The sequence below is a fragment of the Risungbinella massiliensis genome, assembly GCF_000942395.1.
GTDB lineage: Bacteria > Bacillota > Bacilli > Thermoactinomycetales > Thermoactinomycetaceae > Risungbinella > Risungbinella massiliensis.
The window spans coordinates 2065595-2090381 of record NZ_LN812102.1 but is presented as its reverse complement, the minus strand read 5'-3'; the positions used below and the strand labels follow the sequence as shown (position 1 = coordinate 2090381).

Genomic DNA, 24787 nt, shown 5'->3' with positions numbered 1-24787 from the left:
CTTTGCTCCATTAGATTACACGTTCTTCCGTTTCTTTATCAAAGATATGTGCTTTGTTAATGTCTAATGCTAATGGAACTTTTGCATTCGGAGTATACTCCATTCTTGCACTCACTCTTGCTACGGTCCACTCTTTCCCTAATCCACTAACATACAAGAACATCTCCGAACCCATATTTTCTGTTACTTCTACTGTTGCCGTAAACACATTCTCTGGAAAAGCCTCCGTAAAAAGCAACTCTTCATGGACTGCCTCAGGACGGATTCCAAAGGTAACCTCTTTGCCAATGTATCCTTTTTCGCGAAGAATCGTTGCCTGTCCAGCGGGGAATTTCAACTTTACCCCCTCTGTAACAAAGAAAACCTCTTGACCTTCTTCTATTAGACCGCCATCCACAAAATTCATTGCAGGAGAACCAATAAAACCGGCAACAAAGCGATTTGCTGGGCGTTGGTAGATCTCATTCGGAGTATCTACTTGTTGAATAAGCCCGTCTTTCATCACCACGATCCGATCTCCCATAGTCATCGCTTCTGTTTGATCATGTGTTACATAGATAAAAGTAGTTTGAAGCCGCTGATGCAATTTACTGATCTCGGTTCTCATCTGTACACGTAGCTTAGCATCCAAATTAGACAGAGGTTCGTCCATCAGAAAAACCTTTGGTTCGCGTACGATTGCTCTACCCAAGGCAACCCGTTGTCTCTGACCACCCGAGAGAGCCTTCGGTTTTCGATCCAGTAAGTGTTCAATATCTAGAGTCTTGGCAGCCTCTTTTACTTTCTGATCAATCTCACTTTTAGCCATCTTCTTCAACTTCAAGCCAAACGACATATTGTCATATACAGTCATATGAGGATAGAGAGCATAGCTTTGAAATACCATCGCAATATCACGATCTTTAGGATGAACGTTATTGACTAATCGCTCTCCAATATATAAATTTCCGCCTGTAATTTCCTCTAATCCCGCAATCATCCGCAATGTAGTGGTTTTTCCACAGCCAGAGGGACCTACCAACACTAAGAACTCTTTATCACGGATTTCCAGATTCAAATCAGGTATCGTCATCACATTTCCGAAGCGTTTTTCGACATGATCTAATTTTACTCCCGCCATTTTGCTCCACCTCATCTGCTCTCTTTTGTAAGCGCATCCATTTTTATTGTAACCAAAGGGAACTTCCGCGCCTATTAGGCAGATATCCAGATTATTTGGGATCTTTTTCGGTTAATTGCTGATTCCGTTTGGTTGCAAGCAACATAGCGATCTGGATTTGCAATGCATCGTGATATTGCCTCACATCTAATCCACTCTCTTCCTTTAAGCGATCTAATCGATATAACAAAGTATTACGATGGAGGAATAACAACCTAGCCGTCTCACTCACATTTCCATTGGTCTGGAGAAATAATCGCCAAGTCTTCTGCATCTCTGAAAGCATGGAGTCCCAACCTATCTCAACTAGAAACTGATGGACCGCCTCTAGGGGGATCGAATCCAGTAGGCACTCCAAGGGCATTGGTTTAACATAACTAAATTGCAAGGTTGGATAAAAGTTCTGGAGCAACGAATAGGTTTGTTTGACCTGCTCTCGTACCTTCACCATCTGCTCCCAACTACTAATAGGTGGATGAATGATGATCTTCCCCAATTCTCCTAGCTCACTCTCTAAGACTGTCAAAAGACCTTCTGCAAGCGGTTCTACTGTCTCCTGACACGGGCAAGCGAGCCACTCACAAGGCGAGAGTCTTTCTACCAAATCCTCACTAGAAAAATAGGATAATACCATCTCGTGTACTGCTGTTCTATTTCTGGGGTCTGTCTTATCATTCAGAACCAGATAGAGAAAGGTCTTTCCTACTAATTTACTGTGATAGCGTGAGGAGATATCCGTCAAATCCCCTTGTTTCCAGAATATTCGAAGTGTCGGTTCCAGTTCTGTACCAAATTGTTCTGACGACTGATTCCAATAGGAGAGTAATCGATCCAATAATCTTAGTTCTAGATAAGTGAGTTCTCGCTGAATCTGAAAAGGGATCGGAGCAGAATAAGTAGGGTATTTTGCAAGAAAAAGATCCGATTGACTCACGAAATCCTTCTCAAATAAGGTTGTTAATTCCGCAATAATATCTTGTGGTTTCATGGAACTCATTCCCATCTCCAATATAAAAAGGCGTACAATTTTTGTACACCTACTATTGCTTAGTAAAAAGAAAAAAACGCACCCGAGAGGACTCGAACCTCCGACACACAGTTTAGGAAACTATTGCTCTATCCTGCTGAGCTACGGGCGCTTAAGAGTTACCAAATTTACAGAAAAGCCTAATCTGGCACATGTTTAGTATAAACGAAAAAGGCAGAAACAAAAAGCCAGTATGTCCACTTATGTCACATTAGAATACTATCAACATAAGATCGCTCTATGGATTAGAACGATCTTATGTTGATATCGCTACTTACTTATCGAGACGCGTTTGTTCTTGGTACTACCGATTATTTTCTTAGACCAGCAACAGAATAAACCCGATAACTGCACCTAGAGAATTGAAGATAATATCATCAATGTCAAATAGGAACAGAGACGTGGAGTATAGCAATAACTCAATGCCTAAGCTAAAGAAAAAGACAATTGCTAAAACCCATTTGAAGGAGTCTAACTTTTTAAATAATAATGGCAATAATATTCCAAACGGTATGAACATAGCAATATTTTGTAACAAGATGTTTTCTATAACAATATCTATATAATCAGCGATATACACCCATTTATATAATGGAATGATATTTACACTATTCATACTATCGAGCCATGCATTAAATCCTTGTTCAGTTGCTAGGTCGTAATCAATGTTTACGTTCCCAAAGTTTAGTAGTTCCCCAAACAGTGGAAAACCTCCCAGTATTAGAGCTGGAAGGTTTCCTATAATCTAGACAATGATTATTACATCTAGGCACCGTTATATTTAGTAACTAATCCCAATCAATTGGCATTCCACCAAAATCAGGGGCATCTTGAGGAAAATCTTCATGAAGTGGTGTCTCTTGAATAACAGGTCTTGAGGTACTAGGAGCAGACCAAGTCGATTCACGATAGATTTTTTGCTCTAGTAAGTAAGCGAATAGAAGCTTCTTGACTAACCCAGAAAAGTTGACTCCACGTTCTTGAATCGTTTCTAATAATTGGCGTTCATCGGGATCGCGCAGATTGAAGGAAACGGGCTTTAACAAGCGCTGTTTCTCATCCTTGGACACTGATTAGATTCCTTCCAATTTCATAAAGTCCTGTTACATTCGCATACTTGGCATCTGTTACTGCATGCGTGTGAACAAATCCCTGCTTTTGCATTGGTAGCTCCAAATCTTGCGCTCTTCCCCCGATAATCTCCAGTTGATCTGAAGTCGACCATGATTTTCCGATCTCCGATATGATCAGATTAGCCATTAGATCTGGATCTGATCCACGTACGCTATCCCAACCATACGAGATGGTTCCAGATTCTTTCCCGATATAGATCCCGTCTTGGTAAGTAGCGAAGTTGGTTGTTCTCGCACCAGGGTCGATAATACGCACTTTACCTGGACGCTTATGATTAAAGTAAGAACAAGCACACTCCAGACCGATCCCTACTTTTTCCACCTGTAACTTCCGATAAACACCATTGACTAAAATCTCATGATCTCCAACCAGTAGCTTTTTCAAGCCTGAACGCTCCATCTCTTTGGAATACATATTGATTGGAATCGAAGTCATAATCGCTACTTTCCCAACTACTTCTGCCAAAAAACAAGCTGTCAAGATCTCAATCAATGTCTGCTCATGGACTTTGGTTTCCAACATATTGGTCCAAGCATAGCCTTCCCTTTCTGCCAACCGCCCTACAAAATAATCTTTCCCCTGATAACGCACTTCTAGATCGCCTGGCATTTGATCGCGATGGCCTTCTAGCGCTTTACTCACTTTACTTGGAAATTCAAATACACGATTTCCTACTTTTACCTTGGTAAAACTTCTTCCTGCATCTACTGCTACTAAATCCAAAATTTTCCCTCTCCTCTTAAAATAGTTTTCTCACTATATTATATACTTTTGTATATACTAAATGGACTAATCTTTAAAAATATATATACTATTGTATATACAATTTGTGACTAAAAAACGACCCTCATTTTGTATATACAAAATGGGAATCGTTTCCTTAGTTTCCTTATATGATGTTAACTTGATATTTTTTCAACCATTCGTTCAATTGAACCCAATATGCAAGCATGGCGGGTACATTCATTAACTGCCCAAACCACGGAAGATGCACCTTGCCCAAATCCTGTTCTAAAAAGGCAGCTACTTGTTTACGATCGATTAGTTCAAAAAGAGGCGCTTCTGAATCCACGAGGAATCCCTCTACTTTTGCTTTCATCTTACGCAAATAGTCTGGATGATGTGTTTTAGGGTAAGGGCTCTTCTTCCGTTGCATTACCTCTTTGGGTAATAGATCCTTGAGTGCTTCTCTCAGGAGCCCTTTCTCTCTTTTCCCATGGAACTTCATCGACCACGGCACATTCCATACATAATCTACCAAATTTTGGTCACAATACGGCACTCTTACTTCCAATCCATACGCCATGGTCATCCGGTCTTTGCGATCTAATAAGGTTGGCATCCACCTCGTTATGTTCAGATAAAACATCTCCCGCATTCTCGCCTCTTCTAATGTATCATCAGCAAACCTTGGTACTTCGGCAAGTGCTTCCTGATATCTGTCTTGTACATAGGAGAGCGGATCAATCCGTTTTTGTACATCTTTCCTTATAAAAGGCACGCGTTTGTCTACCATTGCTGCCCAAGGGAAGGTATCTGCATGCAGTAGTTCTTCTCGATGGAACCATGGATATCCCCCGAACAACTCATCCGCACACTCTCCAGACAAGGCGACGGTTAGGTGCTTTTTGATCTCTCTAGAGAATAGGAGCAACGAAGCGTCTATATCCGCCATCCCTGGTAAATCCCGAGCGATCATCGCTGCCTCTATGCTTTCAAATAGCTCTTCATTATCCAATACTACATCATGATGATCAGAGCCAATCGCTTCTGCCATGACTCGAATCCAAGGAGCATCTGCATTGGGCTGGAACTCATTTTTCTGGAAATGTTTATCATTGTCTTGATAATCGACAGAAAACGTAGTAAGTACGCCTCTTCCTTCTTCTTCGAATGCCTTGGCAGCAAAAGCACTGATTCCACTTGAGTCTAGTCCACCAGATAGGAAAGTTCCGATAGGTACATCCGAAATCAACTGACGACGAACCGCATCTTGAAACAGATCCCGCACCTGCTCCACAGTAGTAGGAAAATCATCTTCATGAGTCTTAGATTGAAGCTCCCAGTAAGGTTGAATCCGTATCCCTTCCCTGCAAGCAAATAGTTGGCAGCCTGGCTTTAGTTCTTGAATATTGCGGAAGATGCCTACTCCTGGTGTCCGAGCTGGTCCCATCACTAGGATCTCCGAAATGCCGATATCATCAATCTCTGCTTTTACCATTGGATGAGCCAAAAGTGACTTTATCTCCGATCCAAATAGCAAAGAGCTCCCTATCCTAGAATAGAATAGAGGTTTTACCCCGATCCGATCTCGGGCGATAAACAATTCTTCTTTCTGCTCATCCCAGATCGCAAAAGCGAAGATTCCATTCAGGTATTGGGGTGCTTCAGTTCCCCATTCTGCATAAGCGAGTAAAATCAATTCCGTATCGGAGGTAGTTTCGATGCGATAGCCAAGAGTTTTGAGTCTACTTCTCAACTCTGCCATATTATAGATCTCACCGTTGAACGTAATAATATATCGTTGACCACCTAGTTGTTTGATCATCGGTTGCGCGCCTGTCTCTAGATCAATTACCGCTAATCTTCTATGTCCTAGTAAAGCATGACGTGAAATCCATTTCCCCTCTGCATCAGGCCCTCGAACAGAATGTTTTTCATTCATCGCTTCTAACTGTTTTACTTGTAGACTCAAATCTCTTTCATAATCAACCCAACCAGTAATTCCACACATGCCTTCCACCCTCTCTTCTAGGCATCAGTTGATTTCATCATATGTCTTCCCTCTATATTTGGTTCACACTAAAGAAATCCTTGTTGCATTAGAAGAACATTTCCGATATATTGTGAATGATTGAACATAAATAACACAAGGAGTGAAAATTATGCATGAAAGAACCTAATCCCAAAATTCCTCAAAGTAAAGAAAGAGCTAAGCAAATAATTTATTTTCCCAAAATTTGGTTTAATAATGTCATAAATTATACTTTAATTTCCATACAAAAGATCATACAAATGTACTATTCTTTTGTATGAAAACATCGGTGTTTATTAATATAACTTGCATTATTTTTGTAATCCCTATCAAATTTTTGAAAAAGGAGGCAGCCAGATGCTAAGCCATAGAAAAAAACTGACCGTTGGGCTCTTCGGATTTTTTCTGTTACTCCTGAGCGGTTGTAGCGATATTAACATCAAGTCTGGTGTCTTAAACCCACAAGGACCTGTAGCTGAAGTACAATACGATCTCATCATGTGGTCTATTTTTCTGATGTTATTTGTCTTTGTAACGGTTACTGGACTTTTTATTTATATGATTGTGAAATATCGAGCAAGTAAGCAACCTAAAGGATATAAACCTCCAGATATCCATGGGAGCAAGAAATTGGAGATTATCTGGACTATTATTCCGATTTTCATTTTGATCTTATTTGCCATCCCAACCGTACAAACTCTTTTCGATCTAGAAAAATCTCCAAGCCCAGAGAAAAAACCAATGGTGATCGAGGTAACTTCGATGGATTGGAAATGGGTCTTCAAATATCCGGAGCAAGGAATCTCCACTGTCAATTATCTCAATATCCCTGCTGATGTTCCGATTCAATTCAAACTCAACTCAAGCGGTGCCATGGGCGCTTTCTGGATTCCTGAGTTGGGAGGTATGAAATATACCATGTCAGGTATGGATATGTACCTTTGGCTCGAAGCAAACAAGCCAGGTAAATATTTAGGAAAGAATGCTAACTTTACTGGCGAAGGATTCACCCATATGGAATTCCCAGTAGTTTCGATGGAACAGTCTGAGTTCAATCAGTGGGTCAACAAAGTGAAGCAAACTGCTCCTGCGATGCAACAAGAAGACTGGAATGCTCTACTTAAACCGGGAACGGTCGAAAAAATGACTTTCTCCTCTTATCCGAAAACAGCTGTTCTTCCGCATCAAAGTCCGGATAAACAGTTGAATCCGAATGGAACGATTACAGAAAAGAACACTGGTGGGCATCAACATCATGGAAAGGGGGAATAGAAAATGAGTTTCTGGGAACGATTCTTTCAATTTGAGATTCCGGAGCATTTTTTTATCAAAGGAGAACCGATGATTGCTGGAGCTCAAGTATCTATTATCCTTGCAACGCTAGGAATCATCTTTGTCCTCACTTACTTTAAGAAATGGCGTTGGCTATGGGATGAGTGGCTAACTACAGTAGATCACAAAAAGCTTGGCATAATGTATATCTTGGCAGCGATTCTCATGCTTTTCCGTGGGGGAGTAGATGCGCTATTAATGCGTATTCAATTGGCTCTTCCCAACCTGGAATTCTTAAATGCACAGCACTACAATGAAATCTTCACTACTCACGGAACCATCATGATCATGTTTATGGCGATGCCATTTCTTATTGGTCTGATGAATTTTATTGTGCCTTTACAAATCGGGGCACGAGACGTAGCATTTCCACTACTAAACGCAATCAGTTTCTGGCTCTTTTTTTCCGGTGCTATGCTCTTTAACCTATCTTTTGTGATCGGTGGATCTCCAGATGCATCATGGATCAGCTTGGCTCCATTATCCGGAAATGAACTGAGTCCAGGGCCTGGACAGAACTACTACGTTTGGGGTCTACAAATCTCCGGGATTGGTACGCTGATGACCGGGGTCAACTTCCTAGTTACCATCATCAAAATGCGCGCACCGGGTATGAAATTGATGAGAATGCCGATGTTCTCTTGGTCTACGTTGATTACATCCATCATTATCATCTTTGCATTTCCGTTCCTAACGATTGCACTGGCTATGCTAACCTTTGACCGTAGCTTTGGAACGCTTTTCTTTACCATGGATGGCGGCGGTCTTCCAATGATGTGGTCTAACATCTTCTGGTTATGGGGTCACCCTGAAGTATATATTGTTATTCTGCCCGCATTTGGGATGTTCTCCGATGTAATCAGTCACTTTGCTAAGAAACGCCTCTTTGGATACACCGCTATGGTCTACTCGATGCTGATTATTTCAGGTCTGAGTATGCTTGTTTGGCTCCATCACTTTTACACTATGGGAAATGGACCTTGGATCAACTCCGCTTTCTCTATCTCTACGATGCTGATTGCGGTTCCTACTGGTGTCAAAATGTTTAACTGGCTGCTGACACTACACAAAGGGAAAATCGAGTTTACCGTTCCTATGCTTTGGGCATGCGCCTTTATCCCTAACTTCCTAATTGGTGGAATCACAGGGGTTATGCTCTCTTCTGCATCAGCAGACTTCCAATATCACAATAGCTACTTCCTAGTCAGCCATTTCCACTACACGCTGATCGGTGGTACTGTGTTTGGCTGCTTCGCGGGACTCACCTATTGGTGGCCAAAAATGTTTGGCTTTAAGCTAAACGAACGAATTGGAAAATGGGCATTCGGCTTCTTCGTGATTGGATTTAACGTTTGTTTCCTACCTCAATATTTCCTAGGCCTTAACGGAATGACTCGTCGTGTCTACACCTATGACACTGGGTTAGGTTGGGATACGTTGAATATGGTCTCTACCATCGGAGCCTTCATGATGGGAATTGGCTTTATCTTATTTGTATGGTCCGTTGTGTACAGTATTCGTTATGAAAAGCGTGTGGGAGCAGATGCTTGGGGCGATGGTCGAAATCTCGAATGGTCTATTCCTTCGCCAGCACCTTTCTACAACTTTGCTCGTGTTCCAAACGTTCTCGCTCAAGATGACCTCTGGTATAAAAGAGAGAACAATATCCCAGAAGATACGAGTCCATTAGAACCCATCCACATGCCAAAGAACTCTGGGATTGCTCCAGTCATGGGAGCGTTCTGGTTTGTAGCAGGCTTTGGTTTCGTCTTTGAATGGTTCTTTATTGGCACATTTGGGTTACTTGGTGTATTTGGTTGTATGATCTATCGATCAATGAATGACTATGATCAAGATTACTATGTCCAAGTAGATGAAATTGAACGTGAAGAAGAAAAATGTAAGGGGGTAAAAGCATGAGTGCAAAAACAGATAGCCAAAACCCACCCTACATGGAATACTCTTCTCATGAAGGGGATTACAAGATTTTTGGTTTCTGGATCTTCTTAGGCGCTGAGATAGCACTCTTTTCTACTCTCTTCGCCTCCTACCTGGTCTATCAAGGACAGACCGCTGGTGGTCCTACTGCTGCCGATCTGTTTATAGTAAAAGATTTTATGATTATGACGTTCCTTCTTTTGACCAGTAGTTTTACCTGTGGGCTCGCAGTCCATCAGATGCGTCTCATGAACAAAAAAGGCTACTTCTTTTGGATGGGTCTGACACTTCTTCTAGGTGCAGGATTCCTCTACCTGGAAATTCATGAGTTTATTACCTACGTAAGCGAAGGTGCTACGATCCAAACAAGTGCATTTCTGTCGGCCTTCTATCTTCTAGTTGGTACACACGGTGCCCACGTAACTGTCGGGATCATCTGGATCTTGTTGTTGTTCCTACAAGTAGCAAAACGTGGCTTTACTCCGATGACCACTCGGAAAATCTTTATCACAGGGCTTTATTGGCACTTCTTAGACGTTGTATGGATCTTTGTCTTTACAGCGGTCTATCTGATGGGAGTGATGTCCTAATGAGTAGCAATCATGAATCTACCAAAAAGCATATCTTTGGCTTTGCAGCATCGATTCTACTTACCCTGATGGCTCTGTTTATTGGGATTGGTACTTCCTTGCCGATGGGTGTCCGAGTCTCTGCGATCTTCTTTCTAGCGTTCGTCCAGTTCTTAATTCAGTTGATCTATTTCATGCATATCACAGAAGGTTCTGCGCGTGTTTATAACTACCTCAACATCGCGTTTGGTATTTTTATTGTCGTCGTAGTAGTAGCAGGATCTCTCTGGATCATGTTGTACAATACGATGGGACTCTAATCATTTTAAAAGAGTGCATTACTCCTAAATATGGAGAGAATGTGCTCTTTTTTTTGTATATATGGTCGGAATGTTGCTTTTATCGTTATAAAGAATTGCAAACGTGTTATATTCTTTTTTATGGAAACATCAGTGTTCAATTATATATTGAGCTGTATTTTTACATCCTATAGTTACTATGAAAAGGAGGCAACCAGATGCTGAAAAAGAAAAATTATCAGGCCATTGGGCTCTTCGGACTCTTCCTGTTGCTCCTGACCGGTTGTAGCAATATAAATGTCAAATCTGGTGTCTTAAACCCACAGGGACCTGTCGCACAGATCCAATATGATCTCATTATGTGGTCTATTATTTTGATGTTGATCGTATTTGTTGCGGTTATGGTACTTTTTGTCTTTATGCTTGTGAAATACCGAGCAAGCAAACAACCAGCTGACTATCAACCGCCAGACCAACATGGAAGCACCAAATTAGAGATCACCTGGACTGTTATTCCCATTTTGATCATTATTCTTCTCGCAGTCCCTACGGTAAAAGCTACTTTTGATCTGGAGAAAAGCCCAAGTCCAGAAAAGAAACCAATCGAGATTGAAGCTACCTCAGTCGATTGGAAATGGATTTTCAAGTATCCAGAACAAGGGATCGTTACGGTTAACTACTTAAATATCCCAGCTGATGTTCCTGTTCACTTTAAGCTCAATGCAGCTGGATCGATGGGGGCTCTTTGGATCCCTGAGCTTGGTGGTATGGAATACACCATGCCTGGTATGGATATGTATCTCTGGTTAGAAGCAGATAAACCAGGAAAATATATCGGAAAAAACGCCAACTTTACTGGAGAAGGCTTTACTCATATGGATTTTGAAGTCGTATCGATGAAGCAAGCTGACTTTAATCAATGGACAAATCAAGTGAAACGAACTGCACCTGCCATGCAACAAGGAGATTGGAATTACCTACTAAAACCGAGCACAGTAGGAAATATGACTTTCTCGTCATATCCAAAAACCGCTGTTCTTCCGCATCAACGCACAAATAAACATCAACATCCGAATGGAACCAATACAGATAAAAACACTGGTGGACATCAACATGGAGGGGAGGAGTAATCAATGAGTTTTTGGGAACGATTTTTCCAATTCCATATCCCGGAGAATTTCATTGTAAAAGGCGAACCGATGATTGCCGGAGCACAAGTTTCGATTGTCTTAGCTACCTTGGGAATCATCTTTGTACTTACGTACTTTAAAAAATGGCGCTGGCTCTGGGACGAATGGCTCACAACAGTGGACCACAAGAAAATTGGGATTATGTATATTATCGCTGCTATTATCATGTTATTCCGGGGCGGAGTAGATGCCCTGATGATGCGAATTCAGTTAGCTTTACCAGGGCTGAATTTCCTCAACGCTGAGCACTATAATCAGGTATTTACCACCCATGGTACGATCATGATTCTCTTTATGGCGATGCCATTTATTATTGGACTGATGAACTTTGCTGTACCACTCCAAATAGGAGCACGAGACGTAGCTTTTCCAGTATTAAACGCTGTCAGTTTTTGGTTATTCTTTACAGGCGCGATGCTCTTTAACCTATCTTTTGTAGTAGGTGGTTCTCCTGATGCTGGCTGGATCAGTATGACACCACTTTCAGGAGCGGAACTAAGTCCCGGGCCAGGGCAAAACTACTATCTCTGGGGTCTGCAAATTTCTGGGATTGGTACCCTGATGACAGGGATCAACTTCTTTGTAACCATTTTGAAGATGCGTGCACCTGGTATGAAGCTAATGAAAATGCCAATGTTTAGTTGGTCTACACTGATTACTGCTGTCATTATCATCTTCGCATTCCCTATTTTGACGATTGCTCTATTTATGCTTACCTTTGACCGTTCCTTTGGTACTCACTTCTTCACAGTAGACGGTGGCGGAATGCCAATGATGTGGGCCAACTTGTTCTGGTTATGGGGACATCCTGAGGTATACATTGTGATCTTGCCAGCTTTCGGGATCTTCTCAGACGTTATCAGTACCTTTGCCCGTAAACGTCTCTTTGGATATAACGCAATGGTGTATTCCATGGTAATCATTTCAGCACTCAGCTTTTTGGTTTGGCTTCACCACTTCTTTACCATGGGAACCGGTCCTTGGATCAACTCTGCATTCTCGATTAGTACGATGTTGATCGCAATCCCGACCGGTGTTAAGGTCTTTAACTGGCTCTTCACCCTTTACAAAGGGAAAATTGAGTTTACGGTTCCCATGCTTTGGGCAATGGCCTTTATCCCTAACTTCTTGATTGCAGGTGTTACGGGGGTAATGCTCGCTTCTGCCGCAGCTGACTTCCAATATCACAATAGCTACTTCCTCGTCAGCCATTTCCACTATGCGCTGATCGGTGGTACGGTATTTGGGTGTTTTGCAGGTCTTACCTATTGGTGGCCTAAAATGTTTGGAATCCAGTTGAACGAGCGTATTGGGAAATGGGCGTTCTACTTCTTTATCATCGGCTTTAACGTCTGCTTTGTTCCACAATATATTCTTGGACTAGGTGGAATGACTCGTCGCGTCTACACTTATGACTTTGGTCTCGGTTGGGAAGTCTGGAACATGATTTCCACCATCGGAGCTTTCATAATGGGACTTGGATTTGTCTTCTTTGTTTGGTCCGTCATCTATAGTATTCGCTATCCTGAACGTGTAGGAGCAGATGTATGGAATGGTCGTACTTTAGAGTGGTCTATTCCATCTCCTGTGCCTTTCTACAACTTTGCACGAGAACCAAAAGTATTAGCACAAGATGATTTTTGGTATAAAAAGCAACACAAAATTGCCGAGGATACTAGCCCTTTAGAGCCGATTCATATGCCGAAAAACTCTGGTATGCCTGTAGTGATGGCCGCCTTCTGGTTCGTTGCAGGATTTGGCTTTATCTTTGAGTGGTTCTTTATCGGAGCGCTAGGCTTACTAGGAGTCTTTGGAACGATGATTTATCGCTCTCTCAATGATTATGATCAAGATTTCTATGTACAAGTAGACGAAATTGAACGTATTGAATCCAAGTATAAGGAGGTAAAAGCATGAGTGCCAAAACAGATAGCCACAACCCTCCCTATATGGAATACTCTTCCCATGAAGGGGATCTCAAGATCTTTGGTTTTTGGATCTTTTTAGGCGCTGAGATAGCACTCTTTGCTACTCTCTTTGCCTCATATCTGGTATATCAAGGTCAGACGGCTGGTGGCCCCACCGCTGCAGAACTATTTGTAGTAAAAGATTTTGTGATTATGACGTTCCTTCTTTTAACCAGTAGCTTTACTTGTGGACTAGCAGTCCATCAGATGCGTCTCATGAACAAAAAAGGGTTCTTCTTTTGGATCGGTTTGACCCTTCTTCTTGGTGCAGGATTCCTCTACCTGGAAATTAATGAGTTTATCCACTATGCACATGAAGGTGCTACGATTCAAACAAGTGCATTTCTCTCAGCCTTTTTCCTTCTGGTTGGTACACATGGTGCCCACGTTACCGTCGGGATCTGTTGGATCCTCTTACTGCTTCTCCAAGTAGCAAAACGTGGTTTTACTCCAATGACCACCCGTAAGATTTTTATCACGGGACTTTATTGGCACTTCTTAGACGTTGTCTGGATCTTTGTCTTTACAGTAGTCTACTTGATGGGAGTGATGTCCTAATGAGTAGCAATCATGAATCTACCAAGAGACACATTTTTGGCTTTGCAGCATCTATTCTCCTTACCCTAATGGCTCTCTTTATTGGGATTGGCACCTCCCTGCCTTTAGGTATCCGGATCTCTGCAATCGTCTTTCTAGCGATTGTCCAGCTCTTGATTCAGCTGATCTATTTCATGCATATCACGGAAGGTTCTGGACGTGTTTACAACTACATCAACATCGTATTTGCAATATTTATTGCGGTGGTAATAGTAGCAGGCTCTGTTTGGATTATGCTATACAATACGATGGGAATATAGTAAAAGGGCACATTCCTCTAATTATGGAGAGAATGTGCTCTTTTTTTCGTATATATGGTCGGAATCTTGTTTTTTTCGTTATAATATGGATAATTCGTACGAAAACCGCAACGGAAACATGAGGACTCCTCAAATAAGGAGGGACGAAAGTGGCAGCATGGGCAGCGGTAGTAAAAAAAGGGCTGACGAAGGCAGGGAAAGCCGTAGGACAAAAAGCCCTTTCCAAGGCCACGGAAGCAACAAAACGATTTCAGTGGAGACCATTCGTTCTCCCTTTACTCACCATGATTGTATTGATACCAGCATTAGTAATCTTCTTTTTTGTACAAGTACTTTATAATCAATTTGTAAACGATGCTGAAGCAAGCGCTACCTCTGGTACTAGCAGTGTAATTGGTACTAAAGGAATCAATGAAGCAGTACTAAAGTGGAAAGACGAAATGATGGCAGCAATGGCAAAGCCAAAGCCAGAGTGTGCAGGGAAATCTGACTGTGGCCCTATGTTTACTCCAGACGAAATTCAGCAATTGATTCCATATATCCTCGCTTTAACCATGGCAGAGTCTGGTGGAAATGTTCCGAATGGCGATATTATGCAGTCTTCTGAATCGATGTGTGGCGGTAAAATGGGTTGTATTACGGATCCTATTACCAGTATTAAGTATGGTATTGAGCACTTTTATAAGGTATGGATCGAAGTGAAAGATCGGGCTGCAAAGACCAATAATTCACAAGTAAACAACTTTGACAATATCATCAAGATCACTTTACAAAGTTACAATTTCGGTTCTGGATTTACCGGATTTGCATTCGCCAATGGGGCAATTTATTCCGAAGAACTTGCGAAGAAATTTGCATTAAAACATGCAACACGTTCCGATTGCGGATGGCGTTCTCCGTATTGCTATGGAAACTTTAAATATGTAGAAAAGGTATTTGAATTCTTAGACTTCAGTAGTTCAGGTAGTCAACAAGTTGTACAAAACGGTAATCTTCCTACCCTACAAAGTGCTAAGTCTAACTTCTCACCAGAAGGTCAATCAGTAATAGATCCAACTGGTACAGGTGGAAATGTTACTCCTCGACTCGCTGCCATGTATAACGGTGTAAAAAGTAATAATCTATTTAATCATTCTGTATCATGTTGGGGTAACCGAACATGGGGAGAGCATCCAAAAGGAAGAGCTTGTGACTTTATGTTCCGCTTTGGAGAAAATTCAAACTCATCATCCGAATTGGCAGAAGCGCAGAAGATGATTACTTATCTCCTTCAAAATCAAGAGAAGTTTGGCATCTATTATATTATCTGGCAAAATAAAATATGGAGTACCAAAGATCCTACAAGATGGAGACAGTACGAATTTAAAAGCGGTAGTGTAGATTGTACAAAGCCCGGTAGTGGTCAACAATACAATACGCTTTGCCACAATGACCACATTCATGTTAGTGTCTACTAAAAACAGACTAAAACCTCTCCAAAATATAGACTCCAACGATTACACTTTTTAATTCAAAAAGGGGGGAGAGCTTTGAACAAAGGTAAGCTTATTCTTTTCATAGGGGCTATTGTGGTACTTCTGTTTTTTGCTTATCAACAATTCTTTGGAGATGCTTCAGCAGGAACAGAATCAGGAAAGCAAGATTGGCAAACAATAGCGCTCACACTTCAAGAGGATAACGAAAAATTAAAAAAAGAAAATACGAGCTTGAAGCAGAAACAAGCAGATATTACAGGAGATCAACAAAAGTTAAGTAAAAGTGCTGAGGCCTTTTTACGTGGATACTTTGAATATGATCAAAACAGTGATCAAAATCTAAAAAATAGAGTAGCTCCTTATTCGACACAAAAACTGCTCAATAGCAATGTGATTCCAACTACCCATATAGAAGAAGGCGGAGCTGAAGAGGGATCTAATGACACTCCCACCACCATTGTTGCGAAGATCAGCAAATTAAACATATATCATTCTACTATGACGAATACATCCGCTAGTGTATATGCTGATATTTCCCAGAACTTTCGCTCCAATAACATTCAAAATACTTCAGAGCTAATCGCCAAGCTAACTTTTGTTTATGATGTATCTAAACAAACATGGTTGGTAGATACGATGAATATCCAACCTGCGTTACCTGAAGATCGGATAAATTAAGAAAAAGGCTAGGAAGAGAAGCAATCACTCTTTCTAGCCTTTTTCTTTTCATGATCAGAACTTGCACTTAAAAATAAACCATAAACAAGTAATCCTACTAGTTTATGGTTTGTCTCGTAGATCCAGATCCCAAACACAAAGAAACGCATTACCGCTTAGTAACGGTAAGTGCGTTTCTCATTTTTGTTGGCAGAGAGGGTGGGATTCGAACCCACGGATGCCTCACGACATCGGCGGTTTTCAAGACCGCTGCCTTCAACCACTCGACCACCTCTCCATAATGGTAACCTTTATCATTATAACAAGATATACAGGAAAGTCAAGCTCAAAAAGAAGTGAGAGGAGGTAGAGACTCTTTCCACTCTTGAATAGTAGTGTCCAATCGAAGGTAAGAATAATCCTCTGGTACTTCTGATTCAAAAGTTATATCTACTTGATAATAGATGGGTTCTTGAGTTGGTTGATTTGGGTAAAAATGAAACGTTGCTGTCACCCTCATGGAGAGATTTTTTCCTTTTTTGTTTACCCGCAATTTTTCCCAGATCTCCTTCATGGAAGAGTCCTTTTCGGTAAACTGATAGGTAACAATTTGGCGAGTATCCTTTTTTTCTAGTTTTCCGTTTTCTCTGGACTCCAATATTCCCGGAAGAAGCGAGCTTAGCTCCACAAGACTACTTATTGGTTTTTGATCGCAGTCGATCTTATTCTTTTTCTCCGTTTGGTAACATCCATCCCCATATTGCAAAAACCTTACGCCATTTTCCAGGTACATCACATGATTTTGATCATAACGTGTAACCGTTGTGTTGGTAATAGTAGTAGCATTTGAATTCTGGGATACTAGATTGATTTGCTGGCGATATTTTGGATCCTCACCATATTTGTCTACCAGCTTTTCCATCTCTGATTTTGCTCCGAGTTGATTTGCAAATGTGCCAATAATCACGACTAGGATGAATCCGCCTACTAAGTATAAAGCTTTTTTGCCCCATTTTTTTCTCCAACGAGCAAACTGAACTCTTCGGGACTCCTTTGGTTCAGAAGATTCTTGTTCTGTAACATTCTTTGGCTGTATTTCTTCTTCGATTGTTTGTTTGCTTGTACCATTCAATTGAGTTTCCTTGTTCCACTCCCAAGGAATTTCCTCTTTCACATGCCAAGCCTCTATGTCTTTTATCATGTCTAAAGCTCGTTGATAACGGCTTTCTGGGGACTTTCGTAGCGCTTTCCAAATGATTTGATATAGTTCTTCTGGTATATCTGGACGCAGTAAGCGCATATCGGGAACTTCTTCTTGTACATGCTTCATCGCTACGGCAATATTTAGCTCTCCTTCAAAAGGAACCCTGCCTGTAGCCATTTCATAAAGCACTACTCCCAGCGAATATAGATCACTCGCATAGGTAATCTCTCGCCCCAAAATCTGTTCAGGAGAGGCATAGGAGACGGAGAAGATGCCCCCATTGGTGGCACTACGTTCTTGTGTATGGTCAGATATCAGCTTGCAGATTCCAAAGTCCGTTAACTTCCAAGAGTGAATCCTCGTGCCAAGAATATTATGTGGCTTAATATCTCGGTGTAGTACTCCTTGTTGGTGTGCATAACTTAAGCCTTTTAGGATCTGTGTCGCAATCTCTTTAATCTCATGAAACGGCAGGGGGCCTTGCTGTTGTATGTATTCTTTTAACGTGGGACCTGATAACAGTTCCATCACGAAAAAGGATTGATCCTGATCTAAATCTGCATCATATACTTCCACTACATGATCATGGCGAAGTTTAGCTAAAGTTTCTGCTTCTCTTCTCATTCGGACTGACCACTGATCATCCTTACTTCGTTCCACTTGAAGCAATTTGATCGCAATTGGTCGATTTAAGTGCCGATCTAGCCCTTGATAAACTGCCGCCATACCGCCAGTCCCAATCTGGTGATGTAACTCATAGCGGTTTGATAACACCTTCTGCATGGTAGCAGACACCCTTTCACTTCCTTTCCTCTATTTATTTGATTGTAGCACGCTTTTCCTAGACAATTTTTGTACAAAAAAGGTACTTGTCTCCAAGTACCTTTTTCCTCAGGAATTAGCGAATTACCTCGGTTCTCATGTATGGTTGTAAAACCTTTGGAACAAGAATACTACCATCATCTTGTTGATAATTCTCGATAATTGCTGCTGTCGTTCTTCCCACTGCGAGGCCAGATCCATTGAGAGTATGGACGTATTCCGGTTTCTCTTTTGGTCCTCTTCGGAAGCGGATATTGGCTCTTCTTGCTTGGAATGCTTCCACATTACTACACGAGGAAATCTCTCGATAGGTACCGTTGCTCGGCATCCATACTTCTAAATCATAGGTTTTGGTGGCAGTAAAACCAGTGTCTCCCGTACAGAGAGTTATCACTCGATAAGGCAAATCCAAAAGTTGCAAGACTCTCTCTGCGTTTTCCCGCATTTTTTCTAGCTCTTGATAAGAGTCTTCTGGCTTCACCAATTTAATCAGCTCAACTTTGTTGAATTGATGTTGACGAATTAGCCCCCTCGTATCTCGACCAGCTGACCCTGCCTCCGAGCGAAAGTTGGTGCTATACCCTACATAATATTTTGGCAGATCTTCTACATTCAAGATCTCTCCTGCATGAAAGTTGGTAACAGGCACTTCTGTTGTAGGGATCATAAAGTATCCATTTGTCTTGTCTACTGTAAAGGAATCCTCTGCAAATTTAGGCAATTGCCCTGTACCAAACATGCTTTCTTCATTCACCATATAAGGAGGTAGCATCTCAGTATAGCCATGCTCTGTTGTGTGGAGATCCATCATAAAGTTGATTAGCGCTCTCTCTAGGCGCGCACCTAAGCCTTTATAGAATACAAACCGTGCCCCTGTTACTTTAGCAGCCCGTTCAAAGTCCAAAATATCCAAATCAACCCCAAGATCCCAGTGAGGCTTTAGATTGGCACTATCTCCTCGAGGAGTCCCTACACGGTGAACCTCCACATTCTCCTCTTCCGAGGTACCAACTGGGACACTCTCATGCGGCAAATTTGGAACACGAAGAAGAATTTGGTTGATTGTCTCTTCTAACTCCCGAATTCGATCATCCAATTCTTTGATCTGATCGCCTACTTGTCGCATCTCCAAGATCACATCATCAGCTGGTTCTTTTGCTTTTTTCTTCTCTGCAATCTGTTTCGATACCACATTCCGATGGTTTTTAAGCTGCTCTACTTGGGTAATCAGCTCTCTTTTTTGTTGGTCTAATTCTGGAAATTGATTCAATGCCGTCAGATCTTCATTACGAGTTTGCAGCTTTTGCTTTACCAGATCAAACTGATCCCGTAAAAGCTTTACGTCTAACATAGCGTTCCCTTCCTTTTTCTAAACAATAAAAAGAACCTCAGCCCCAAAGGGACGGAGGTTCCGCGTTGCCACCCTAATTAGCTACCTATCTAACAGGTAACTCACTCTCTAAGATAACGGTCGATTCCGGATACACTCATCGTGTATAGCTCCAAGGTGGATTCCTCTGACTCTGCTAGCAGTTCGCACCAACCACTGCCTCTCTATGGAGCAGATACACCAGAGTACTAGCCTCTTCATCGCAACTAGTTATATTCAGATTACTAAATATTATATCCAATTAAGCACGATTTGCAACACTAGCCTCTACCATCTGGCAAAAGTATTGATGGAAGCGTACATCGTCTGTTAACTCAGGATGAAATGAACATGCAAGAAGGGTTCCCTGTTGCGCTGCTACAATCTCATCATTTACTTCTGCTAATACATCTACCCCTGAACCCACTTCTAAGATCAGCGGAGCACGGATAAAGACGGCTTGAAAGTCTTCTGCTACGCCTTTAATCGGCAAATCCGCCTCAAAGCTATCTACTTGGCGCCCAAATGCATTCCGACGCACTTTCATATCCAAAACAGCTAAGTGAGCTTCTGGTGTCTCTTCGATCTCTTTGGCGAGCAAAATAAGACCTGCACAAGTACCAAATAACGGCTTACCAGCTTGATGCATGGCTTGGATCGGTTCGAGGAAGCCATATTTACGCATCAGTTTCCCCATAGTGGTAGACTCTCCACCTGGGAAAATGAGACCATCTAGCTCCTCTAATTGCTCTACCTGTTTTACCGCGATTGCTTCCACACCTAGTTGTTCTAAGATGTGCAAATGCTCTTGAACTGCACCCTGTAAAGCTAGCACACCTATCTTCATCGATTACCAGCCTCGCTCTTGCATACGCTCTTCTGGAGCAATTTTCGAGATCTCGATCCCTTTCATTGGCTCCCCTAACTCTTTGGAGACCTTGGCAATTAGTTCATAATCTTCATAATGAGTGGTAGCTTCTACGATTGCACGTGCAAACTTCTCTGGGTTCTCTGATTTAAAGATACCAGATCCCACAAAGACTCCGTCCGAACCAAGTTGCATCATCAATGCTGCATCGGCAGGAGTTGCTACTCCACCTGCTGCAAAGTTTACAACTGGGAGTTTGCCTGTCTCATGTACTTGAAGCAATAACTCAAATGGAGCTCCTAGTTCTTTTGCTTCTGTCATTAACTCATCACGAGACATGTTTTGTACTTTGCGGATTTGAGACATCATCATCCGCATATGACGCACTGCTTCTACAATATTTCCTGTTCCTGGTTCACCTTTCGTCCGAATCATCGAAGCGCCTTCTCCAATACGACGGAGTGCTTCCCCCAGATTTCGAGCACCGCATACAAAAGGTACTGTAAAGGTGGATTTATCAATATGGAATACTTCATCTGCTGGTGTTAAAACTTCACTCTCATCAATGTAGTCTACACCCATCGACTCTAACACACGTGCTTCTACAAAGTGTCCAATACGAGCCTTCGCCATTACCGGAATGGAAACAGCTCCAAGAACCTCTTCGACAATGCGTGGGTCTGCCATACGAGCTACTCCACCTGCTTTACGAATATCAGATGGCACTCGCTCTAAGGCCATAACTGCGACTGCACCAGCAGCTTCTGCAATCTTTGCTTGTTCTGCATTGACAACGTCCATAATGACGCCGCCTTTTTGCATTTCGGCCATTCCCCGTTTTACTCGTTGTGTTCCTGTTTGCTTTGTCATATGTAAAATGCCTCCCCTGCAAATTGTACTACGCTGACTATTAACAGATTTATTTTATCAGAGAATGTCTAGTGGTGCGATAAAGGAAAACTATATTTAGTGCGGTTTTTCCACCATACTAAACGTTTGGACAGGATAATTTTACTTAAACCAACTGCTAATCTCGTCTCCGATTGAACGGAACATGAGCCGGAACCAACTACCTTCTTCCATCGCCTCTGTTGCGACTAATTCGTAAGAAGAGATTCCTGGAATTGGTTTACCATCCTTCAATACTTCCACTTGACCGATTACTTGTCCTTTAGAAAGTGGAGCCTTTACATTAGGGTCAGGTGTTAGTTTGAGGGTATAACTCTTTTCTTTCCCTGTTTCAACAGGTAAGACAATATCCTCTTTTGTCCCAATCGCTATCTCACGATCGACTCCATTAGATAAAGCCAATTTTTCTTTTCCTGGAATCGCCTGTCCTTTTTGTAGCAAGGAACGAAGTTTATAGTTGTCAAAGCCGAGATCTAATAACTTTTTAGTCTCCGAAAAACGTTTTGACTCATTGGCTGTACCCATCACGACCGTTATGAGGCGCATGTCTCCGCGTATTGCACTACCTGTAAAACAGTATCCTGCGGCATCAGTATGACCTGTTTTAAACCCATCTACTCCTTCATAAGCATAAGGAAGTCCTGAGAGCATCTTGTTCCAGTTTGTCACTTTCTGCTCTTTACTTGTTCCTTTATGAAACGTGTAATGCGAGATAGAAGTAGTATCGATCACTTCTGGATGAGCTTTGGTTAGCTCAGCTGCCAAAATAGCCGAATCTTGCGCAGACATATAGTGCTCGCTGTTACATTCTGGTGGATCGGCATAGTCTTTTTGCCCCAGTCCAGAAGAGTTGCAGTAATAAGTGTTCTTCATCCCTAATAACTGGGCTTTTTGATTCATCATTTCCACAAACTTCTCTTCCGATCCACCAATATGCTCTGCGAGTGCTACTACAGCATCATTGGCTGATTGAACTGCCATTGCAATATACAGTTCTTTTACCGTTATCTTTTCACCAGATGCTAGATGAATTTGTGCCTCATCAATTTTAGCGGCACGTGGGCTAACCGTAACTTCTTCTTCCCAAGTTATTTCACCTGACTTTATCTTATCCAAAACAATGAATTCAGACATCATCTTGGTCATACTTGCAGGTGGTAGCTGTTCTTCCATTGATTTTTGAGCTAAAATTGCTCCTGATTTAGGATCCAGTAAAATGTATGATTTCGCTTGAATGTTAGGAGGATTGGCAGCAAAAGTCGTGGTTGGAAAAACCAAAATTAGGAAGCTACATACGAAAAAAAAGCGTAGTGAACGCTTCAACCAAATCAACTCTCCCATTCTAAAAGATCATGTCGGATTAATACTAATCTATTGAGACACTTTGGTAAATGGTTTTTCTATGAACATTTAATAAACCACCTTTTTCCTCTAGTTACAAGGAAAAGGTGGTTTATATTCTTAGAGATGATAGTTTGGTGCTTCTTTCGTGATTTGCACATCATGCGGATGACTTTCTCTCAGTGATGCCCCAGAGATCCGAATGAAGCGAGTATCATTTTGCAAACTCTCCATTGTCGGTACACCACAGTAACCCATACCTGCACGAATACCACCGACTAATTGATAGATTGTATCTGCAAGCGGTCCTTTGTAAGGTACACGACCCTCAATGCCCTCTGGCACCAATTTCTTTTCATTTTCTTGGAAGTAACGATCTTTACTACCTGCTTCCATCGCACCGATAGATCCCATTCCACGATACACTTTAAAGCGACGACCTTGGAAAATCTCGGTTTCTCCAGGGGCTTCTTCCGTTCCAGCAAACATACTACCCAACATCACAGCACTTGCTCCTGCTGCTAGTGCCTTTACAATATCTCCTGAGTAACGGATTCCTCCATCGGCAATGATCGGTACTCCATACTCACGCGCAACTTGGGCACAGTCGTAAACAGCAGTTACTTGAGGAACTCCAATACCAGCTACTACACGAGTAGTACAAATAGAACCTGGTCCAATCCCTACTTTTACAACACTCGCTCCCGCTTCAATCAAGTCTCTTGTCGCTTCTGCAGTTGCTACATTCCCTGCTACGATGACTAGATCTGGATAGTTTTGCCGTAGTTCTCGTACCGTATCAAGTACACCACGAGAGTGTCCATGTGCCGTATCCACGATGATCATATCTACCTCAGCTTCAACCAAAGCTTCTACTCGGCGATAAGTATCTTTGGAGACACCTACTGCTGCCGCAACTAGTAATCTGCCTTGGCTATCTTTTGCAGCTTCTGGGAACTGAGTCGCTTTCTCAATATCTTTAATGGTAATGAGTCCTTTTAATACACCGTCCTCATCTACCAGTGGCAACTTCTCAATTTTATGTTGTTGCAGAATCTCCTCTGCCTCCACCAGCGTGGTCCCAACTGGAGCTGTTACTAGATTTTCTTTCGTCATCACTTCTGCGATCGGCATACTGAAGTCACGAATAAAACGCATATCACGGTTGGTAATAATCCCGACTAGCTTGCGATCCTTGTCCACAATTGGCACACCAGAAATCCGATAGTTTGCCATCAGTCCTTCTGCATCATGAACTTTTTGTTCTGGATGAAGGAAAAACGGTTTCGTGATAACACCGCTTTCGGAGCGCTTCACACGATCTACTTCTTCCGCTTGTTCTTCCACTTTCATGTTTTTATGAATTACCCCGATTCCACCCTGACGAGCCATTGCAATCGCCATAGCAGACTCTGTTACAGTATCCATTCCTGCACTGATCAATGGTACATTCAAAACGATTTTTTCAGTCAACTTGGTTTGAACAGAGACATCACGAGGCAAAATATCTGAACGGGCCGGCATTAACAATACATCATCAAAGGTTAAACCTTCTTTTGCAAACTTCTGATCCCACATATTTTTGTAGTCCCTTCTCTCTAGTTGTCCATGATAATCTAGAAAGTGTAACAAAATATTTTTTTACCTGTCAACAACTCATTTTACCTGTTAATAACCTGTGGATAACTGTGGATAACTTCAAAACATCTGTTTGCATTGCCAATTATTAAGTGAAACCTTTCCTCAGTGGGAGATTTTTTCCACTGATGGTTAGTTGAACTTATCGGACTTTTACGGGTAGTAATCCCACATTTGGATTTATATGTTACCGCTAGGTAGGAGATACTGCCCATTCATGCAGGATAAAGAACACAGTCATCGGTTATTTTATTACAGAGAAATCAATCCTCTTTAG

At 41.8% G+C, this 24787-nt stretch carries 22 protein-coding genes, 2 tRNA genes and 1 other annotated feature; of the genes, 10 read left to right on the top strand and 14 right to left on the bottom strand.

Features of this window, described 5'->3' with window-relative positions; translation table 11 throughout:
• Positions 1-10: 10 nt before the first annotated feature.
• The 7 genes from VJ09_RS10825 to asnB form a co-directional block, all read right to left on the bottom strand.
• Positions 11-1120: an ABC transporter ATP-binding protein gene (locus VJ09_RS10825; RefSeq protein ID WP_044641446.1), complete on the bottom strand. Its 1110-nt coding sequence runs from the start codon at positions 1118-1120 to the stop codon at positions 11-13.
• A 91-nt stretch (positions 1121-1211) separates the two neighbouring features.
• Entirely contained in the window at positions 1212-2156 is a 945-nt protein-coding gene (locus VJ09_RS10820; protein WP_044641445.1) for a PucR family transcriptional regulator, read from the bottom strand.
• Positions 2157-2224: 68 nt separating this feature from the next.
• A tRNA-Arg gene (locus VJ09_RS10815) sits at positions 2225-2298 on the bottom strand.
• Positions 2299-2505: 207 nt separating this feature from the next.
• Entirely contained in the window at positions 2506-2802 is a 297-nt protein-coding gene (locus VJ09_RS19180) for a VanZ family protein (protein WP_052807339.1), read from the bottom strand.
• Between the two features lie 172 nt (positions 2803-2974).
• Positions 2975-3256, bottom strand: coding sequence for a hypothetical protein (locus tag VJ09_RS10805; RefSeq protein WP_044641444.1), 282 nt, complete (start codon positions 3254-3256; stop codon positions 2975-2977).
• Complete coding sequence (locus VJ09_RS10800; RefSeq protein WP_044641443.1) at positions 3243-4043, bottom strand: ParM/StbA family protein; 801 nt, start codon at positions 4041-4043, stop codon at positions 3243-3245. The genes VJ09_RS10805 and VJ09_RS10800 overlap by 14 nt, the downstream gene beginning before the upstream one ends.
• 166 nt (positions 4044-4209) lie before the next feature.
• On the bottom strand, positions 4210-6054 hold the full coding sequence (gene asnB, locus VJ09_RS10795; RefSeq protein ID WP_044641442.1) for an asparagine synthase (glutamine-hydrolyzing): 1845 nt from the start codon (positions 6052-6054) through the stop codon (positions 4210-4212).
• Positions 6055-6432: 378 nt separating this feature from the next.
• Between asnB and qoxA (VJ09_RS10790) the strand changes: the two genes are divergently transcribed.
• The 10 genes from qoxA (VJ09_RS10790) (at position 6433) to VJ09_RS10745 (ending at position 16380) form a co-directional block, all read left to right on the top strand.
• On the top strand, positions 6433-7347 hold the full coding sequence (qoxA, locus tag VJ09_RS10790) for a cytochrome aa3 quinol oxidase subunit II (RefSeq protein WP_082050493.1): 915 nt from the start codon (positions 6433-6435) through the stop codon (positions 7345-7347).
• 3 nt (positions 7348-7350) lie between these two features.
• Complete coding sequence (gene qoxB / locus VJ09_RS10785) at positions 7351-9327, top strand: cytochrome aa3 quinol oxidase subunit I (RefSeq protein WP_044641441.1); 1977 nt, start codon at positions 7351-7353, stop codon at positions 9325-9327.
• Complete coding sequence (gene qoxC, locus VJ09_RS10780) at positions 9324-9935, top strand: cytochrome aa3 quinol oxidase subunit III (RefSeq protein WP_063124749.1); 612 nt, start codon at positions 9324-9326, stop codon at positions 9933-9935. The genes qoxB (VJ09_RS10785) and qoxC (VJ09_RS10780) overlap by 4 nt, the downstream gene beginning before the upstream one ends.
• A complete protein-coding gene (locus VJ09_RS10775; protein WP_044641440.1) occupies positions 9935-10234 on the top strand; it encodes a cytochrome o ubiquinol oxidase subunit IV in 300 nt (99 codons plus the stop codon). The genes qoxC (VJ09_RS10780) and VJ09_RS10775 overlap by 1 nt, the downstream gene beginning before the upstream one ends.
• 197 nt (positions 10235-10431) lie before the next feature.
• A complete protein-coding gene (qoxA, locus tag VJ09_RS10770) occupies positions 10432-11343 on the top strand; it encodes a cytochrome aa3 quinol oxidase subunit II (RefSeq protein ID WP_044641439.1) in 912 nt (303 codons plus the stop codon).
• 3 nt (positions 11344-11346) lie between these two features.
• Complete coding sequence (gene qoxB / locus VJ09_RS10765) at positions 11347-13320, top strand: cytochrome aa3 quinol oxidase subunit I (RefSeq protein WP_044641438.1); 1974 nt, start codon at positions 11347-11349, stop codon at positions 13318-13320.
• The gene (qoxC, locus tag VJ09_RS10760; RefSeq protein ID WP_044641437.1) at positions 13317-13928 is read left to right on the top strand and encodes a cytochrome aa3 quinol oxidase subunit III; all 612 of its coding nucleotides are present in this window, start codon (positions 13317-13319) and stop codon (positions 13926-13928) included. Before qoxB (VJ09_RS10765) ends, qoxC (VJ09_RS10760) begins: the two co-directional genes overlap by 4 nt.
• Positions 13928-14227 (top strand): cytochrome o ubiquinol oxidase subunit IV, encoded by a 300-nt coding sequence (locus VJ09_RS10755; RefSeq protein ID WP_044641436.1) that lies wholly within the window; start codon positions 13928-13930, stop codon positions 14225-14227. Before qoxC (VJ09_RS10760) ends, VJ09_RS10755 begins: the two co-directional genes overlap by 1 nt.
• 149 nt (positions 14228-14376) lie before the next feature.
• Positions 14377-15684, top strand: coding sequence for a lysozyme family protein (locus VJ09_RS17640; RefSeq protein WP_052807338.1), 1308 nt, complete (start codon positions 14377-14379; stop codon positions 15682-15684).
• 72 nt (positions 15685-15756) lie between these two features.
• Positions 15757-16380, top strand: coding sequence for a hypothetical protein (locus VJ09_RS10745; protein WP_044641435.1), 624 nt, complete (start codon positions 15757-15759; stop codon positions 16378-16380).
• Positions 16381-16567: 187 nt separating this feature from the next.
• On the opposite strand, the gene VJ09_RS10740 is transcribed toward VJ09_RS10745, so the two are convergent.
• The 7 genes from VJ09_RS10740 to guaB form a co-directional block, all read right to left on the bottom strand.
• Positions 16568-16657: transfer RNA gene (locus VJ09_RS10740), tRNA-Ser, on the bottom strand.
• 48 nt (positions 16658-16705) lie between these two features.
• Positions 16706-18358, bottom strand: coding sequence for a serine/threonine-protein kinase (locus VJ09_RS10735; RefSeq protein WP_052807337.1), 1653 nt, complete (start codon positions 18356-18358; stop codon positions 16706-16708).
• Between the two features lie 103 nt (positions 18359-18461).
• Entirely contained in the window at positions 18462-19736 is a 1275-nt protein-coding gene (serS, locus tag VJ09_RS10730; RefSeq protein WP_044641434.1) for a serine--tRNA ligase, read from the bottom strand.
• A 44-nt stretch (positions 19737-19780) separates the two neighbouring features.
• Positions 19781-19985, bottom strand: a binding site (T-box leader).
• 31 nt (positions 19986-20016) lie between these two features.
• Entirely contained in the window at positions 20017-20601 is a 585-nt protein-coding gene (gene pdxT, locus VJ09_RS10725) for a pyridoxal 5'-phosphate synthase glutaminase subunit PdxT (protein WP_044641433.1), read from the bottom strand.
• Between the two features lie 3 nt (positions 20602-20604).
• A complete protein-coding gene (gene pdxS / locus VJ09_RS10720; protein WP_044641432.1) occupies positions 20605-21492 on the bottom strand; it encodes a pyridoxal 5'-phosphate synthase lyase subunit PdxS in 888 nt (295 codons plus the stop codon).
• Between the two features lie 141 nt (positions 21493-21633).
• Positions 21634-22854: a D-alanyl-D-alanine carboxypeptidase family protein gene (locus tag VJ09_RS10715; protein WP_052807336.1), complete on the bottom strand. Its 1221-nt coding sequence runs from the start codon at positions 22852-22854 to the stop codon at positions 21634-21636.
• Between the two features lie 138 nt (positions 22855-22992).
• Complete coding sequence (gene guaB / locus VJ09_RS10710) at positions 22993-24450, bottom strand: IMP dehydrogenase (protein WP_044641431.1); 1458 nt, start codon at positions 24448-24450, stop codon at positions 22993-22995.
• Positions 24451-24787: the final 337 nt, after the last annotated feature.